Below are 15992 nucleotides of genomic sequence, written 5' to 3'. Positions count from 1 at the left end.
CCCGTCCAGGGAGGTCCCCATGACCGCACCGAGCACTCCGTCCCCGCTCCCCCACGGCGTCCACTCCGAGGTGGGGCGGTTGCGCAAGGTGCTGGTGTGCGCGCCCGGTCTGGCGCACCGCCGGCTGACCCCGACCAACGCCGGCGACCTCCTCTTCGACGACGTCATGTGGGTGGAGAACGCCCAGCGCGACCACGCCGACTTCGTCGCCGAGCTGCGGCGGCGCGGCGTCGAGGTGGTGGAGCTGCACGAGCTGCTGGCCGAGACCATGGCCGTCGAGGGGGCGCGGTCCTGGCTCCTGGACCGCAAGATCGTGCCGAACGAGGTCGGCATCGGCCTGATCGACGACACCCGCGCGTTCCTGGAGTCGCTGGAGCCCCGGCGGCTGGCCGAGTACCTGATCGGCGGGCTGGCGACCTTCGATCTGCCGGACGCCCGCCGTTCCCCGTACGTCGCGCTGGCCCGCGAGTCCACGGGCGTCCGCGAGTACCTGATGCCCCCGCTGCCCAACACGCTCTACACCCGCGACACGACGTGCTGGCTGTACGGCGGCCTCACCCTCAACCCGCTGTACTGGCCGGCGCGGCACGACGAGACCCTGCTGATGAAGGCGGTCTACCGCTTCCACCCCGACTTCGCCGGGGCGACCGTCTGGTGGGGCGACCCGGAGCAGGACTGGGGCCAGGCCACGTTCGAGGGCGGCGACATCATGCCGGTGGGCAACGGCGTCGTCCTCATGGGCATGAGCGAGCGCACCTCGCGCCAGGCGATCACCCAGGTCTCCGCGGCCCTCTTCGCGAACGGCGCGGCCGAGCACGTCATCGTGGCCGGAATGCCCCGGCTCCGGTCCGCGATGCATCTGGACACGGTGTTCACCTTCGCCGACCGGGACGTCGTCACCCTCTACCCGAAGATCATGGACGCGGTGCACACCTTCTCGCTGCGTCCCGGCGACGCCGCGCACCCCGTGCACGTCACCGACGAGGGCTCGGCCCCGTTCGTGGACGTGGTCGCCCGCGGCCTCGGGCTTCCGGAGCTGCGGGTGATCGGCACCGGTGGCGATGTGTACGCCTCCGAACGGCAGCAGTGGGACAGCGGCAACAACGCCGTCGCCGTCGAGCCCGGCGTCGTCTTCACCTACGACCGCAACACCCAGACGAACGCGTTGCTGCGCGAGGCCGGGGTGGAGGTCGTGACCATCGTCGGCGCGGAACTGGGCCGGGGCCGGGGCGGCGGCCACTGCATGACCTGCCCGCTCGTCCGGGATCCCGTCGACTTCTGAGGGGCCGCCCGGACGGCTTGACCTTGACGCCGGGTCAACCCTCCATCCTTCCCTCAGATGCCGTCCGGCAGCCGCCGGACGGCATGCGGCAGACGAAGGAGGGAACGGGCATGGAGGCCCAATCGACCGCCGGTCCGGCGATCCGCGTACGGGGTCTGGAGAAGGCGTACGGAACGGTCGGCGTGCTGCGCGGCGTCGATCTCGACGTGGAGCGCGGCTCCGTCCTCGCCCTGCTCGGGTCCAACGGGGCGGGCAAGACGACCACGGTGCGGATCCTCGCGACGCTGCTGAAGCCGGACGCGGGCGCCGTCGAGGTCAACGGCTTCGACGCCGTCGCCCGGCCGGCTCGGGTCAGGGAGTCGGTCAGTCTCACCGGGCAGTTCGCCGCCGTCGACGGGATCCTGAGCGGCCGGGAGAACCTCGTGCTCGTCGCGCGGCTCCGTCACCTGGCGGACCCGGGTGCGGTGGCGGACGGTCTGCTGCGCCGCTTCTCGCTGACCGGGGCGGGGGCGCGGCGCGTCTCCACGTACTCGGGCGGGATGCGGCGGCGGCTCGATCTCGCGATGAGCCTGGTCGGGGACGCGCCGGTGATCGTCCTGGACGAGCCGACGACCGGTCTCGACCCGGAGGCGCGCATCGAGGTGTGGGAGGCGGTCAGGGAGCTGGCCGGCCGGGGAAGGACGGTGCTGCTGACGACGCAGCACCTGGAGGAGGCCGAGCAGTTGGCCGACCGGATCGCGATCCTGCACGAGGGGCGGATCCTCGTCGAGGACACGCTGGACGCGCTGAAGCGGCTCTTCCCGCCCGCCGAGGCCGAGTACGTCGAGAAGCAGCCGAGCCTGGAGGAGATCTTCCTCGCGGTCATCGGCGCCGGCCGGACCGGCACCCCCGGCGCGGCGGGCACGACGGCGGGAGGCGGGCGATGACCTCGACCTTCCTCGGCGACACGGCCGCGCTCACCGGACGGACGCTGCGCCATGTCACCCGCAGCGCGGACACGGTCGTCACCACGGTGATCACCCCGGTCGCGATGATGCTGATGTTCGTCTACGTGTTCGGCGGGGCCATCGACACGGGGCCCGTGCCCTACGTCGCGTACCTGCTGCCGGGCATCCTGCTCATGACGGTCGCCTCGGGCGTCTCGTACACGGCGTTCCGGCTGTTCACCGATGTGAGCGGCGGGATCTTCGAACGGTTCCAGTCGCTGCCGATCGCGCGGTCGGGGGTGCTGTGGGCCCATGTCCTCACCTCACTGGTCGCGAATCTGATCGCGCTCGTGCTGGTGCTGGGCGTGGCGTTGCTCATGGGGTTCCGCTCGCCGGCCGGCGCGGCCGGATGGCTCGGGGTCGCCGGGGTGCTGTTCCTGTTCACCCTGGCGCTGACCTGGCTGGCGGTGATCCCGGGGCTCTCGGCGTCGTCGGTCGAGGGCGCGGGGGCGTTCGCGTACCCGCTGATCTTCCTGCCGTTCGTCAGCTCGGCGTTCGTTCCCACCGGCACGATGCCGGGTCCGGTGCGCTGGTTCGCCGAGCACCAGCCGGTGACGTCGATCGTGGACACGCTCCGCGCGCTGCTGGCGGACCGGCCGGCCGGGGACGAGCTCTGGAGCGCGCTCGGGTGGTGCGCGGGCATCCTGGTCGTGGCGTACGCGGGCGCGATGGCCGCCTACCGCCGGAAGATCGGCTGAGGCAGGCTGGGACGCATGCTCACCATCAGCCGGCTCGCGGCGTACGCCGGAGTGACGGTCCGGGCGGTCCGCCACTACCACAAGGTCGGACTGCTGCCCGAGCCGGAACGCGACCGCTCCGGGTACCGCTCGTACGACGCCGCCGCCGTGGTCCGGCTGATCCGGATCCGCACCCTGGCCGATGCGGGCGTCCCGCTGGCCCGGGTCCAGGAGCTGCTCGACGCGGACGCGGAGGGCTTCGCCCGGGGCGTCGAGGAGATCGACCGCCGGGTGCGGGCCGAGATCCGGCGGCTGAGCGACACCCGCCGCAGACTCGCCCGGCTCGCCGCCGGAGAGCAACTGGCGCTCCCCCGCAGCGTCGTGGCCTATCTGGACCGGCTGCGGGGGCTCGGCGTCGGTGAGCGGTACATCGAGCTGGAGCGGGACGCCTGGATCATGATCGCCGCCCAGGTGCCGGAGATGATCGACGCGGTGATCGCCAAGAAGAACGAGGAGCTGGACGACCCCGACATGGTGCGGTTGTACGGCTACTTCACCGGGGATCCCGACCGCGACTGGACCCCCGGTGATCCGCGGATCGTGGAGATCGCCGACATCCTGGAGCGTCTGATGATCCGCGCCGTGGAGGCCGGGGAGGTGGGGACCGACGGTTTCGACGACGCGTTCGTCGCCCTGATGGACGCGTCGATGATCGAGTCGGCGCCCGGCGCCGACCTGGTGCTGGAGGTCCTCAGGGAGCGGGGCTGGAAGGGCTGGACCCGCATCGAGCAGGTGCCGCCCGGCCGGCTGCCGGGCGGGTCCCCGCCGTCCTGAGCGGGGATCCGGCCGGGGCCGCCGGTCGCGCTCCGGTGCCGGCTTCACCGGGTCATGCCGAGAGCCGGTCGCCCAGCGGGCTGCGCAGATAGAGGACCTGGTGGCCCTGACGGGCCCGGGTGACGAGGCCGGCGCGGTGCAGGACGCCGAGGTGCTGACTGGCCGAGCCGGCGCTGATGCCGAGCCGCCGGGCGATCCCCGTGGTGCTCTCCGGCCGGTCGAGTCCCGCGAGGACACGGGCGCGGGTGCGGCCGAGCAGCTCGGCCAGCGCGGTGGACGGGGCGGGCGTGTCGCTGTGCCAGACCGTGGCCGGTCCCCTCGCCGGGTACCAGATCCGGGGCGGCAGGGCGAGGTCGACGACGGTGACGGCGTGGTCGCAGAAGAGCGAGGGGGTGAAGGTCAGCCCGTGGCCGTCGACGGCGATCTCGTGCCGCTCGGCGGGAAAGGCGTCCACTTCGAGGATGCCGGTGCCGGGTGCCGCTCCGGTGCGGGGTCCGGCGTCGCTGTTGGTGCCGGTGTCGCGGTCGGTGCGCCACCGGACGCCGGGGTCCAGACCGGCGAACAGCGCGGCGGCTCCCCCGTCGGCCAGCCGGCCGGCGCGGTGCACGATGTCGGCGCGCAGCACCGCGTACATGCGCGGCCACTGCGGGGCGACGACCAGCAGCCAGTACGTGTGGAGGGCGTCGGCGACGGCGTCCAGGAGTCCTTCGGGGTCCGTGCGCGCCCCGCGGAGGAGCGGATGCACGGGATGCCCGTCGGCGGCCCGTTCGATCTCGTGGGCGACGCGGCAGGCGGGCGTGGCGCGCAGGGCGGTGAACTCGTCGTCGATGTCCGTGGCCGGCGTCGGCGGGTGGGGCGTGAGGAAGTCCGGGACGAGCCGGGTCGGACCGACGAGCGCCTGGAGGAGCGGCCAGTCGACGTGGCGGAGCAGCGGGGCGGACTGCCGGAGGAAGGGCCGGTGCGCGGCGTAGCGCACGGGGCTGCGCCAGGCCCGCAGGCTCTGGACGGTCTCCTGGAGGGGCGAGCAGGCGAAGCGGACGGAGGCCAGATCGTCCACGTCCAGGCGGAGGCGCAACATTCGGCCCAGCCTAAATCTCTTCCGTCCGCGCTCCGTGGCCTGGTGGGATCCGGGGCATGACCGCTTCTGCCTCCGGGGCCACTCCGCACACCGCCGCCGTGTACGACCGCATCGGGCTGGGCTACCGGAAGGTCCGCCGGCCCGATCCACGGCTGACGGCCCTGATCCGCGGGGCGCTGGCCGGGGCGCGCACGGTCGTCAACGTCGGCGCCGGAACGGGCTCCTACGAACCGGACGGCTTCGCGGTCACGGCGGTGGACCCGTCGCGGGTGATGCTCGACCAGCACCCCGGCCGCGACAAGGTGATGGCCGGGGCGGAGGCCCTGCCGTTCGGGGACGGGGCCTTCGACGCCGCGATGGCGGTGATGACCGTGCACCACTGGCCCGATCCGTACCGGGGCCTGGCCGAACTGCGGCGGGTCGCCGGCCGGCGGCTCGTGTTCACCTGGGATCCGGGGCACAGCACCGAGTTGTGGCTGATCGAGGAGTACGTGCCCGAGATCCGGGACCTCGACCGCTCCCGTTTCGCCCCGCTCGCCGCGATGGCCGAGGCACTGGACGCGCACACGGTGGTGCCGTTCCCCGTCCCGCACGATTTCACCGACGGCTTCCAGTGCGCTTTCTGGAGGCGTCCGGAGTGCTATCTCGACCCGGTGGTCCGCCGGGCGAGTTCGACGTTCGCCCAGCTGCCCGCGTCCGTGGTCGAGCCGGCGATGGAGCGTCTGCGCGCGGACCTCGCCTCGGGTGCCTGGCACCGGCGCCACGCGGACCTGCTGACCCGGGAGTCCGTCGACTACGGCTACCGGCTGCTCGTCGCGGGGGACGGCGCTCCGTGACGGGGGCCGCCCGCGCCCCGTGCCCTCACGCGGCCGGGGTGCGGGCGGCCCCCGTGTTCGCGCGTGCGGGGAGCAGTTGGCCGAGGGCGATCAGCAGGAGTCCGCCGAGCAGCAGGGCGTTGCCGGTGAAGAACCGCGCCTCCCACGGGAATCCGGGCACGACGCCGAAGTGGAACAGGCTCTGGAGGACGACGGACCCGCCGGTGCACAGGGCTCCGAGTGCGTACAGCCGGGGCCGCCCGACATGGCGGCGCGCCGGCGGCAGGACCCGGCCGGTCCGCAGCGTGACGATCCCCAGGGCGATGACCAGCAGCCCCAGCACCGCACCGATTCCCACCACCCAGGCCATGACGCCTCTTCCCTCCCGAGCCACGCGGTCCGCCACGCGAGGGCGTCCGGTCCGAAGACGTGCTCATCGTCGCCGGGCAGGCCGGTTCCCGGCCATGCCGGGGACCGGCAGCGTCGGCGACCGGCAGGCTGCCGGTCCCCGGCACCGCCGGAAGCCCGCCGGGGCGCAGGGCGTTCAGTGCTGCCGGAGGCTCATCACCGTGCGCACGCGACGCCAGGCGTCGGCGGCCGCGGCGGGATCGGTCCGGAGGAAGCCGTGCCCGGCGCCGGGGTAGACGACCATCTCGTGGGGCACCCCGGCGGCGCGGAGCGCGTCCGCGACGGCCCGGCGGTGGGCGGGCGGGACGACGTGGTCGTGCTCGCCGACGAGAAAGAGCACCCGGCCGGAGAGGGAGGGGGTGAGGGACAGGGTGGGTTCGGGGCGGCTCAGGGAGATGTCGGTCGTCGGCAGCCAGCCGCCGTAGAAGACGGCGACGGCGGACAGGTCGAGGGCGGTCGCGGCGAGGTAGGCGATATGACCGCCGAGGCTCAGCCCGACCATGCCGACGTGCGGACTGCCGGTCGCACGGAGGTGGTCGACGGCGGTACGTACGTCGCTGATCACGGTGGTCCGCGTCATGCGCTCCAGCAGGGCGAAGCCGCGTGCGCGGCCCTCGGCGTCGCGGGGCAGCTCGCAGCCGGGGGCCGTGCGGTGGTGGAAGTCGGGTGCGAGCGCCACGTGTCCGAGTGCCGCGAGGTGGTCGCAGACGGCGCGGACGGGGGCGTCGACCCCGAAGAGTTCCATGCCCACCACCACGCCCGGGTGGGGGCCGGGCCCTTCCGGCCGGGCGAGGTAGGCGCCCATGGGCGGGCCGTCGTCGACGGCGAGGGAGATGTGCTCGGTGCGGATGGTGGACGGCCCGGTCGTGCCGGTGCCCGTGTTCCCGACGTTCATGGCGTCAACGTAATCTCGGCGCGGACCGGCGACCACAGTCCGCTCTTCCCAGTAACCGGAGTACCACGATGCCTCGATCCACGTCCCGTTCAGGGGAGTTGGGAGCTCTGCTGCGCTCCCGCCGTGAACGCCTCCAGCCGGCCGACGTCGGTCTGCCCGCGGGGGTCCGCCGCCGGACGCGGGGGCTGCGTCGTGAGGAGGTCGCCCAGCTCGCGGCCATTTCCCCCACGTACTACACGTATCTGGAGCAGGGTCGCGAACTGCGGCCGTCCGGGCAGGTGCTGGACGCGCTGGCGGCGGCGCTGCGCCTGGACGCCACGGAGCGGGGCCACCTCCACGCGCTGGTCCACGGCACCGCTCGGGACGCCGGGCCGGCCGTCGCCGAGACCCCGGCACCGGCGGTCGTCGCGCTCGTGGACCGGCTCGACCCGGATCCGGCGTACGTGACGGGCCGCTGCTGGGACGTGCTGGCGGCCAACCGGGCCGCCCGCGCGCTGTGGACCGACTGGTCGGCCCGGCCGCCCGGGGACCGCAATCTCCTGCGGTGGATGTTCACCGATCCGGACGCCCGCCGGGTGATGGCCGACTGGCCGGCCGAGGCGTCCGCGCTCCTCGGCCGTTTCCGTGCGGCGTGGGCCCGTCATCCCGGCGATCCCGCCTTCGCCGCCCTCCTGGACGAGCTGCTCGACGCCGGCCCGGAGGCGCGCGCCTGGTGGTCCGAACACCGGGTCGTCCCCCTGGGTTCGGGCACCAAGCGGCTGCGCCATCCGGAGCTGGGCGTGATCGAGCTGGAGCACGTGGTGCTCCAACTGGCCGACGCCCCCGAGCAGAAGCTGGTCACGTTCCACGCGAGGGGCGGGGACGGGGCCGGAATCGCCCGGCTCCTCCGGTGAACGGCATCCACCCGGCACACTCTCGAACGCCGGTTCCATAAAAGCCGCGCGAAGATCGGCGCGACGCCGCTTGAATGGGCGCAACCACACCGGACCGACTGGGGGGCGCACCGTGCGCACGTCGTACTACGCGGCACATGTCTACATGATCGTGGGCGTGGTCTCGGGACTCTTCTACCGGGAGTTCACGAAGGCCGAGGACTTCCACGGCGAGACCCAACTGGCGCTGATGCACACCCATCTGCTCGCCCTCGGCATGCTCGTCTTCCTGATCGTCCTCGGCCTCGACAAGGTCTTCCAGCTCTCCGGGACGCGCCTGTTCACCGCGTTCTTCTGGCTCTACAACGCCGGACTGGCGCTCTCGACCGCGATGATGGGCGTCCACGGCATCCTGACGGTGCTCGGCCGCGACGAGGACCGCATACCGGAGGCGGTCCCGCTGACCGCCGGTCTCGGGCACATCGTGCTGACGGTCGGGCTCGTCCTGTTCTTCGTCCTCCTCGGCAAGCGCGTCAACGCCCACGTGCAGCACCCGGCCCCGGCGACCGGCCCGGAGGAGGACGCGACGGCGGCGGCGTGACCGGGCGCGGGCCGGACGGGAATCCCGTGGAACGACGGGTGCGCCCTGTGCTTGCATGGGCCGCATGGTGTCTGCCGACCGTCTTCTCGCGTTCGCCGCGTTGTCCTTCCTGCTGATCGCGATCCCCGGACCCAGCGTGCTCTTCGTGATCGGGCGGGCGCTGGCCCAGGGACGCCGTGCCGCGTTGACCACGGTCGTGGGCAACACCGCCGGCTGCTATGTGCTGATCGTCGCCGTGGCCCTCGGGGTCGGGGCCGTGGTGGAGCGCTCGGTCCTCGTCTTCACGGCACTCAAACTGGCCGGCGCCGCCTACCTCGTCTTCCTCGGCGTCAAGGCCTGGCGCGACCGCGGCTCCCTGCACGCCGCGGTCACCGGAGCGGGCGCCGGTGCCGCGCGGGGCGGCCGGCGCACCTTCTGGGAGGGTTTCGCGGTGGGCGTCTCCAACCCCAAGACCATCGTGTTCTTCGCCGCCGTGCTGCCGCAGTTCGTCGACCGCGGCCAGGGCCACGCCGCCGCTCAGATGCTGGTGCTGGGCCTGGTCTTCGCCGTCCTCGCCCTGCTCTCCGACATGGTGTGGGGCCTGGCCGCGTCCACGGCCCGCGACTGGTTCGCGCGCTCGCCGCGGCGGCTCTCCCTGGTCGGCGGGGCCGGCGGGCTCGCCATGATCGGGCTGGGCGTGACCGTCGCGGCGACGGGGCGCAAGGACTGAGCCCCTGCGGCCCGGGACGACGGACCGGACCGCACCCCCTCAGAGCGCCCGCAGCGCGGGCAGCAGCTTCTCCCGCGCCCAGTCGATGAAGGGCCGCTGGTGGTCGCCGCCGATCTGGACGAGGGCGACCTCGGTGAATCCCGCGTCGGTGAAGGCCCGTACCGCGTCGGTGAACGCGCCGACGTCGTCGCCGCACGGGACGGATCCGGCGATGTCGTCCGGGGTGACGTACTGGGTGGCCTGCTCGAAGGCGGAGGGGCCCGGGAGTTCGGAGTTGACCTTCCAGCCGCCGACGGACCAGCGGAACTGGTCGTGGGCGCGCGCGACGGCCGCGTCGCGGTCGGGGTCGTAGCAGACGGGGAGCTGGCCCACGCGGGGCTTTCCGCCGCCGCCGTGCCGTTCGAAGCCGGTGAGCAGGTCCTCCTTGGGCTCGGTGGCGATGACGAGGTCCGCGAGCCGGCCGGCGATCTCGCAGGAACGTTCGCCCGAGACGGCGACGCCGACGGGCACGGGAACGTACGGCAGGTCCCACAACCTGGCGTTGTCGACGGCGAAGTGGGTGCCGCGGTGCGTGACGTATCCGCCCGCGAGGAGCGCCTTGATGATCCCGACGGCTTCTTCGAGCCTGTCCAGGCGCACCCGGGCGTCGGGCCAACCCGCGCCCACGACGTGCTCGTTGAGGTTCTCCCCGGAGCCCAGGCCGAGCCGGAACCGCCCCTCGGACAGCAGTTGCAGGGTCGCGGCCTTCTGGGCCACGACGGCCGGGTGGTAGCGGGTCGTCGGGCAGGTCACGTACGTCATCAGCGGGATACGGGACGTGGCGACGGCCGCCGCGCCGAGCACGCTCCACGCGTACGGGGCGTGCCCCTGGGAGGCCAGCCAGGGGAAGTAGTGGTCGGAGGTGACGGAGAAGTCGAAGCCGGCCCGTTCGGCCGCCACCACGTCGTCGACCAGGGCCCGCGGTCCCGCCTGTTCGGTCATCATCGTGTATCCGAATTGAGGCATATGAGAAGGTTGTCCGATCGTGGACCTGTGAAACGTCCGGAGGAACGGAGACCGGAAAGGTGCCGGTCGTCGTCACTGGAGCGCACCGGTCCGGTCTCCTGGATGTTTGCGCAGGTGGGAAGGTGTGCGGTCGGCGCGGACGGGGCAACCGTGGGACCGTCGAAGAAGAGGCGGGGCGCGTCCGGCGGCGAACCCCGTCCCCGGTCCCCGCCGGGCACCCGGGGACGGACCGACCACGGGAAGGCGGCAGGCATGCCGAACAAGCACGACGCGGCACCCGTCCTCGACGCGCTGGCCGCCTACCGGCGCCGTGGGGAGCTGGCGTTCACACCTCCCGGCCACAAACAGGCCCGGGGCGCCGCTCCCGAGGTCCGTGAGCTGCTCGGGGACGCGGTGTTCCTCGGGGACCTGCTGGCGTCCGGCGGGCTCGACGACCGCCGGACCGGGTCCGGTGTACTGCGGCGGGCGGAGGAGCTGATGGCCGACGCGGTCCACGCCGACCACACGTTCTTCTCCACGTGCGGGAGTTCGCTCTCGGTCAAGGCGGCCATGCTCAGCGTCGCCGCGCACGGCCAGAAGCTCCTGGTGGGGCGGGACGCGCACAAGTCCGTGATCTCGGGGCTCATCCTGTCCGGCATCCGCCCCGTGTGGATCGAACCGCGGTGGGACGAGGACCGGCATCTCGCGCACCCGCCGACCGCCGACGCGTACGACCGCGCGTTCGCCGCGCATCCGGACGCGCGGGGCGCGCTGATCACCAGCCCGACGCCCTACGGGGTGGCGGCGGATCTGCGTGCCGTCGCCGAGGTGTGCCACCGCCGCTCGCGCCCGCTCGTCGTCGACGAGGCGTGGGGCGCGCATCTGCCGTTCCACCCGGACCTGCCGACGTGGGCGATGGACGCCGGCGCGGACGTCTGCGTCACCAGCGTCCACAAGATGGGCAGCGGACTGGAGCAGGGTTCGGTGTTCCATCTGCGGGGCGATCTGATCGACCACGACACGCTGGCCTCCCGGGCGGACCTGCTGGGGACGACCAGCCCGTCCGTGCTGCTCTACGCGGGCATCGACGGCTGGCGGCGCCAGATGGTCCTGGAGGGGCACACCCTGATGTCCCGCGCCCTCGCGCTGGCCGCCGCCGTGCGCGAGGAGATCGAGACCGTCGACGGCATGCACGTCAACGACCGTGACGACTTCTGCGGGCCGGACGCCGGCTGCGAGTTCGATCCGCTGCCGGTCGTCATCGACATCCGGGACCTCGGGATCTCCGGGTATCTCGCGGCGGACCTGCTCCGCGAGCACCACCACATCGACATGCACCTCGTGGACCACCGGCGTATCAGCGCCCAGCTCACCCACGCCGACGACGCGGAGACCGCCGACCGTCTGCTCGCGGGGCTGCGGGACCTCGCCCACCGGGCGCCCACGCTGCCCCGCGGCCCGGAGGTGGACGTTCCCGCCCCGGCCGAGCTGCGCATGGAGCAGGAGAGGCTGCCGCGCGACGCCTACTTCACCCCCACCGAGGACGTCCCGGTGGAGCGGGCCGCCGGGCGGATCGCCGCGGAGATGATCACCCCCTATCCCCCGGGCATCCCCGTCGTCCTCCCCGGCGAGCGGCTCACCGAACCCGTGCTCCGCTATCTGCTCACCGGGCTCGCGGCCGGCATGAACCTTCCCGACCCGGCCGACCCGCAGCTCCGTACCGTCAGGGTCTGCGCCGACGACGAGGGGTGACGCCCCGTCCCAAAGGCCCCGCGGGCGGGCGCGTCACCGCTCCCGTACACCCAGCTGCTGCGCGGCGGCCTCCACGGTCTGCGCGAGGAGGACGGCGATCGTCATCGGCCCGACGCCACCCGGCACCGGGGTGATCAGACCCGCCCGCTCGCGCGCGGTGCCGAAGTCCACGTCCCCGACGTTGCCCGCGTTGTACCCGGCGTCGATCACCACCGCCCCGGGCTTGACGTCCTCGCCCCGGATCAGCCGGGGCCGCCCCACGGCCGCCACCACGATGTCCGCCTCCCGCACGATCGCCGGCAGGTCCGCCGTACGCGAATGGCAGTACGTCACCGTCGCGTCCTTCGCGAGGAGGAGCATCCCGGCCGGCCTTCCGAGAATCGCGCTCCTGCCCACCACCACGGCGTGCTTCCCGGCCGGGTCCACCTCGTACTCCTCCAGGAGCCGCATGATCCCGCCGGGGGTGCAGGAGACGAATCCCGGCAGCCCGAAGCCCATCGCGGCGAAGGAGCGCATCGTGACCCCGTCGACGTCCTTCGCCGGGTCGATCGCCTCGAACGCGGCCCGCTCGTCGACGTGCGGTCCGCACGGATGCTGGAGCAGGATGCCGTGGACGTCCGGCTCGGCGGACAACCCCGCCAGGGTGCCGATCAGTTCGGCGGTCGTGGTCGCGGCCGGCAGAGCGACGTGGCGGGAGCGGATCCCGGCCTTCTCGCACCGCGCCCGCTTCATCCGCACATACGTGACCGACGCGGGGTCCTCCCCCACCAGCACCGTCGCCAGACACGGCGGCGTGCCCGTACGCCGGGTGATCTCCGCCGCCGCTTCCGCCGCCGCGCCGAGCATGCGCCGGGCGGGGGCGGTGCCGTCCATGAGCCGGGCCGTACGAATCGAAGACATCTGCGCCCTCCAGGCGTGGTCGACCACTCGCCCAGGCGCACGGCAACGACATCCCGTCGGACCGCTCCCCGGTGGTACTCCACCTCAGCGCCAGTCACGGCCCGCCCGTCACCCTAATGGACCCGGTCGTGTCGCGGGGCCGGAACGTGATCGCGGTCCGCACCATCACGTTCCGGCCCCGGCCGGTGACCTGTCATCCTGGCGCGATGCCCGCCTCCCTCCCCCGTCCTGTCCCGGCCTCGCGCAACCTGCCGGCCGTACTCCACGCACTGGCGGGCAACCCCGCCGCGGGGCGGGAGGTCCTGGCACGCCTCGCTGCGGCAAGGACCGACCGGACCGGTCTCGCCCGCCGCCCCGGCCTGCCCGCGGAGGCGGCGGCGATCCTCGCCCGCGACGACGACGTACACCTCCGGCGGAGCCTGGCCGCGCGTCCGGATCTCCCGGCCGAGGTCCAGACCGTCCTCGCCCGGGACACCGACGCGGGGGTGCGCGGCCAACTGGCCGAAGGGGCTTCCTTCTTCACGACCGTGGGCGTGCACGGGCTCCTCTCCCCGAAGCCGTTGCCGTACGAGGTCTACGCACTGCCGGCCCGGGACCCGGAGCCGAAGGTCCGCCGTGCGCCGGCGTTCAACCGCCATGTGCCCGACGACATCCGGGCCGGCATGCTCGACGACGGCAACGCGCGTACGGCGGCCGTCACCGCCACCGAGTGGAATCCCGCGCCCGTCGCCCGGATCGGCGACCTCCTCTCACGGCTGCCCCGTGACGTCGACCGCGAACGGCTCCTGAGCCACCTGGACGGACCGCTGCCGGCCCGGACCGCCCGCGCGCTGCTCGCGGAAGCCGACACGTCCGCCGCCCCCGCGGTCCGCACGGACCTGCGCGCGGGGATCGCCGCGGTCGCCGACCTCGACGCCGAACTGACCGACCGCTTCCTGACGGACCCGACGACGCGTGCCGGGGTCGCGGCCAATCCGTCCCTGGACCCCGCGCGTCTCCCGGCTCCGGCACGTGATCCCGACAACGAGGTCCGGGCCGCCGTCGTCGCACGCCGCGGCCTCGATCCGGAGCTGCGCGAATCGGTGCCGGTGGAGTACGACGACGCCAGTAGCGGCAACGCCATCGGCCGGCTGCTGACCGAAGAGCTGTCCGCGTCCGACCAGATCGCCCTCGCGCGAAGCCGCCACCAGGCCTTCCGTCTGACGCTGACCCTGCGCAGCGACCTCACCGACGAGACCGTGGAGATCCTCGCCCGCGACGAGAGCTTCGCCGTACGGCTGTTCGTCTGCGAACACCAGGCCAACGCCCCCGGCCGGCTGCTGGCGGAGATCGCGGCCGACTGGAAGAGCTACAGCCGCTGGGACATGCTCGCCCACAAGGGCTTTCCCGCCGGGGCCGCCACCGCGCTGGCCCTCTCCGAGGACCCGGCCGACCGGGCCGTCGCCGCGGCGCATCCCGGGCTTCCGGCCGCCACCGTCGAGGCCCTGGTGGCCGACGGCTCGGACACCGTGCGCCGCCGGGCGGCGAGCAACCCGTCGCTCCCCGCCGACCGGCTCCTCGCCCTCCTGGGGGCCGAGGACCAAGCCCTCGCCTCCGGGGCGGCCGCGAACCCTGCGCTTCCCGTCGAGACCATGGGCCGGATACTCGGCCGAGCCGGACTGTGAGGCACGAGGGCGGACCGCGTGCTGCGGGCGGTTGCCCGGTTCGCCCGTGCGGCCGAGAGTGGAGGGGAGGGACAAGGGTTCGCCCCGGTGTCGGCCGGAGCGGCCGGAACGCCTCCGACAGAAGGGCCCGTATGAGTGCCGACGACGTGAGCAGGCGAAAAGTACTGGCGATCGTCACCAACTACGGTGTCGAACAGGACGAACTCCTCGTGCCCCAGCGGCATCTGGACGGCTGGGGCGCCGACGTGACGCTCGCCGCGGTGTCCATGGACGAGATCCGGACCCTGGTGGGCGACGAGAAGCCCGGCAGAACGGTCCGGCCGGCGCTCACCCTGAGCGAGGTGGACCCGGACGCCTACGATCTGCTGCTGATTCCGGGCGGCACGCTGAACGCCGACGCGCTGCGCCAGCGGTCCGACACCGTGCGCATCGTCCGTTCCTTCACCTCGTCCGGCCGGCCCGTGGCGGCGATCTGCCACGGACCGTGGGCACTGGTCGAAGCGGACGTCGTGGCGGAGAAGCGGCTGACGTCCTACCCGTCCCTGAAGACGGACATCCGCAACGCGGGCGGCGACTGGGCCGACGAACCGGTCATCACGGACGACCGGCACGGCTGGCGCCTCATCACCTCACGCAACCCCGGCGACCTGGACGACTTCCTGCGCGAGGTGGACGCGGCCCTCACGGTGGACACCCCATGACCGTGCACGGGGCATGACCGCCCACGCGCTCCGACCCGCTGACGCGGGCCGCCCGGTGCCCGCGCGGTCCGCGCGGGCAGCAGCGGTCACTGGACGCGGGGCCGCTCCGAGGCCGCGTCCTCGTCGTCGGAGTCGTCACCCGGGACGTGGACGTCGAGGACCCGTATGTTGATCTCGACGACTTCGAGTCCCGTCATCGTCTCCACCGCGTCGGTCACGCGGTAGCGGATGCTCTTCGCGGTCTCAAGGATCGGAACGCCGTACTCCACGACGATGTCGACGTCCACGGCCGTCTGTTTCTCGCCGACCTCCACCTTCACCCCGCGACCTGCGTCGCTGGAGCGCGACACCCGGTCCTTCACGGCCCCGAAGGCCCGCGTGGCGCTGCCGCCGACCGAGTAGACGCCGTCGGTCTCGCGTACGGCGATGCCCGCGATCGTCGCGACCACGGAATCCGCGATCGTGGTGGTGCCCCGGGGGCCGCCGTCCGAGCCTTCCGTACCCAGTGTTGTTCCGCCGGTCGTTGCGTTCGTCATGAGTGCCTCACACAGAGTTCTCCGGGAGGGGCGGATCGGGGCCGGCGCGGCTTCGTCGGCGCCGGCCCGTGCCCTTTTCCACGGTCCTCCGGATCGCCGGCGCCCGCCAATCGGGTGGCCGCGGGCCGGCTGCGGGGGTTCACTCCGGGTGAGAGGCGTTCACGGTGGGGGCATTTCCACGAACCCCCTCGTGAGCAGTCCGGCCCCCGGACGGGCCGCGCGCAGGACGGGCGGAGGCGACAGGAGGAGTATGGGCAGGGAGGGGGGCCTGGGGCCCTGCCGGGACGCGTCGGCGACG

17 protein-coding genes and 1 riboswitch are annotated in these 15992 nt (G+C 73.2%); of the genes, 11 read left to right on the top strand and 6 right to left on the bottom strand.

What is annotated here, in order from left to right:
• Nucleotides 1-19 precede the first annotated feature (19 nt).
• The 4 genes from ACZ4FH_RS10475 to ACZ4FH_RS10460 all read left to right on the top strand — a co-directional run bounded on the left by ACZ4FH_RS10475 (nucleotide 20) and on the right by ACZ4FH_RS10460 (nucleotide 3779).
• The gene (locus ACZ4FH_RS10475; RefSeq protein ID WP_467303756.1) at nucleotides 20-1282 is read left to right on the top strand and encodes an arginine deiminase; all 1263 of its coding nucleotides are present in this window, start codon (nucleotides 20-22) and stop codon (nucleotides 1280-1282) included.
• A gap of 110 nt (nucleotides 1283-1392) precedes the next feature.
• Entirely contained in the window at nucleotides 1393-2208 is an 816-nt protein-coding gene (locus ACZ4FH_RS10470) for an ABC transporter ATP-binding protein (RefSeq protein ID WP_467303755.1), read from the top strand.
• Nucleotides 2205-2966, top strand: coding sequence for an ABC transporter permease (locus ACZ4FH_RS10465; RefSeq protein ID WP_467303754.1), 762 nt, complete (start codon nucleotides 2205-2207; stop codon nucleotides 2964-2966). Before ACZ4FH_RS10470 ends, ACZ4FH_RS10465 begins: the two co-directional genes overlap by 4 nt.
• A gap of 15 nt (nucleotides 2967-2981) precedes the next feature.
• Nucleotides 2982-3779, top strand: coding sequence for a helix-turn-helix domain-containing protein (locus ACZ4FH_RS10460; RefSeq protein ID WP_467303753.1), 798 nt, complete (start codon nucleotides 2982-2984; stop codon nucleotides 3777-3779).
• 52 nt (nucleotides 3780-3831) lie between these two features.
• Here the strand turns inward: ACZ4FH_RS10460 and ACZ4FH_RS10455 are convergent, their stop codons facing one another.
• A complete protein-coding gene (locus ACZ4FH_RS10455) occupies nucleotides 3832-4857 on the bottom strand; it encodes an ArsR/SmtB family transcription factor (RefSeq protein ID WP_467303751.1) in 1026 nt (341 codons plus the stop codon).
• 56 nt (nucleotides 4858-4913) lie between these two features.
• Here ACZ4FH_RS10455 and ACZ4FH_RS10450 point away from each other — a divergent pair, with 56 nt between their 5' ends.
• Nucleotides 4914-5693: a class I SAM-dependent methyltransferase gene (locus ACZ4FH_RS10450; RefSeq protein WP_467303749.1), complete on the top strand. Its 780-nt coding sequence runs from the start codon at nucleotides 4914-4916 to the stop codon at nucleotides 5691-5693.
• A 25-nt stretch (nucleotides 5694-5718) separates the two neighbouring features.
• Here the strand turns inward: ACZ4FH_RS10450 and ACZ4FH_RS10445 are convergent, their stop codons facing one another.
• Both ACZ4FH_RS10445 and ACZ4FH_RS10440 read right to left on the bottom strand, forming a co-directional pair.
• Nucleotides 5719-6042, bottom strand: coding sequence for a hypothetical protein (locus ACZ4FH_RS10445; protein ID WP_467303748.1), 324 nt, complete (start codon nucleotides 6040-6042; stop codon nucleotides 5719-5721).
• 174 nt (nucleotides 6043-6216) lie between these two features.
• On the bottom strand, nucleotides 6217-6975 hold the full coding sequence (locus tag ACZ4FH_RS10440) for a dienelactone hydrolase family protein (protein WP_467303747.1): 759 nt from the start codon (nucleotides 6973-6975) through the stop codon (nucleotides 6217-6219).
• A 98-nt stretch (nucleotides 6976-7073) separates the two neighbouring features.
• On the opposite strand from ACZ4FH_RS10440, the gene ACZ4FH_RS10435 reads away from it, so the two are divergent.
• The 3 genes from ACZ4FH_RS10435 to ACZ4FH_RS10425 all read left to right on the top strand — a co-directional run bounded on the left by ACZ4FH_RS10435 (nucleotide 7074) and on the right by ACZ4FH_RS10425 (nucleotide 9157).
• A complete protein-coding gene (locus ACZ4FH_RS10435) occupies nucleotides 7074-7868 on the top strand; it encodes an MmyB family transcriptional regulator (RefSeq protein WP_467303745.1) in 795 nt (264 codons plus the stop codon).
• A 112-nt stretch (nucleotides 7869-7980) separates the two neighbouring features.
• On the top strand, nucleotides 7981-8448 hold the full coding sequence (locus ACZ4FH_RS10430; RefSeq protein WP_467303744.1) for a DUF2871 domain-containing protein: 468 nt from the start codon (nucleotides 7981-7983) through the stop codon (nucleotides 8446-8448).
• A gap of 64 nt (nucleotides 8449-8512) precedes the next feature.
• Nucleotides 8513-9157: a LysE family translocator gene (locus ACZ4FH_RS10425; RefSeq protein WP_467303743.1), complete on the top strand. Its 645-nt coding sequence runs from the start codon at nucleotides 8513-8515 to the stop codon at nucleotides 9155-9157.
• A gap of 39 nt (nucleotides 9158-9196) precedes the next feature.
• On the opposite strand, the gene ACZ4FH_RS10420 is transcribed toward ACZ4FH_RS10425, so the two are convergent.
• Nucleotides 9197-10162, bottom strand: coding sequence for an LLM class F420-dependent oxidoreductase (locus ACZ4FH_RS10420; protein ID WP_467303741.1), 966 nt, complete (start codon nucleotides 10160-10162; stop codon nucleotides 9197-9199).
• A gap of 252 nt (nucleotides 10163-10414) precedes the next feature.
• On the opposite strand from ACZ4FH_RS10420, the gene ACZ4FH_RS10415 reads away from it, so the two are divergent.
• Nucleotides 10415-11893, top strand: coding sequence for an aminotransferase class I/II-fold pyridoxal phosphate-dependent enzyme (locus ACZ4FH_RS10415; protein WP_467303740.1), 1479 nt, complete (start codon nucleotides 10415-10417; stop codon nucleotides 11891-11893).
• A 33-nt stretch (nucleotides 11894-11926) separates the two neighbouring features.
• On the opposite strand, the gene ACZ4FH_RS10410 is transcribed toward ACZ4FH_RS10415, so the two are convergent.
• Nucleotides 11927-12793 carry a bifunctional 5,10-methylenetetrahydrofolate dehydrogenase/5,10-methenyltetrahydrofolate cyclohydrolase gene (locus ACZ4FH_RS10410; protein WP_467303739.1) on the bottom strand — a complete coding sequence of 289 codons (867 nt, stop codon included), beginning with the start codon at nucleotides 12791-12793 and terminating at the stop codon, nucleotides 11927-11929.
• Nucleotides 12794-12815: 22 nt separating this feature from the next.
• Nucleotides 12816-12901, bottom strand: a riboswitch (ZMP/ZTP riboswitch).
• Nucleotides 12902-12999: 98 nt separating this feature from the next.
• Here ACZ4FH_RS10410 and ACZ4FH_RS10405 point away from each other — a divergent pair.
• Together ACZ4FH_RS10405 and ACZ4FH_RS10400 are read left to right on the top strand one after the other, a co-directional pair.
• Complete coding sequence (locus tag ACZ4FH_RS10405) at nucleotides 13000-14457, top strand: serine/threonine-protein kinase (RefSeq protein ID WP_467303737.1); 1458 nt, start codon at nucleotides 13000-13002, stop codon at nucleotides 14455-14457.
• A gap of 131 nt (nucleotides 14458-14588) precedes the next feature.
• The gene (locus tag ACZ4FH_RS10400; protein WP_467303735.1) at nucleotides 14589-15158 is read left to right on the top strand and encodes a DJ-1/PfpI/YhbO family deglycase/protease; all 570 of its coding nucleotides are present in this window, start codon (nucleotides 14589-14591) and stop codon (nucleotides 15156-15158) included.
• 86 nt (nucleotides 15159-15244) lie between these two features.
• Here the strand turns inward: ACZ4FH_RS10400 and ACZ4FH_RS10395 are convergent, their stop codons facing one another.
• On the bottom strand, nucleotides 15245-15694 hold the full coding sequence (locus ACZ4FH_RS10395) for an Asp23/Gls24 family envelope stress response protein (RefSeq protein ID WP_467303734.1): 450 nt from the start codon (nucleotides 15692-15694) through the stop codon (nucleotides 15245-15247).
• Nucleotides 15695-15992: the final 298 nt, after the last annotated feature.

Source organism: Streptomyces sp. NPDC024555 (assembly GCF_055559335.1).
The sequence above is the reverse complement of the archived record's forward strand: the minus strand, read 5'-3'. Positions and strand labels throughout refer to the sequence as shown.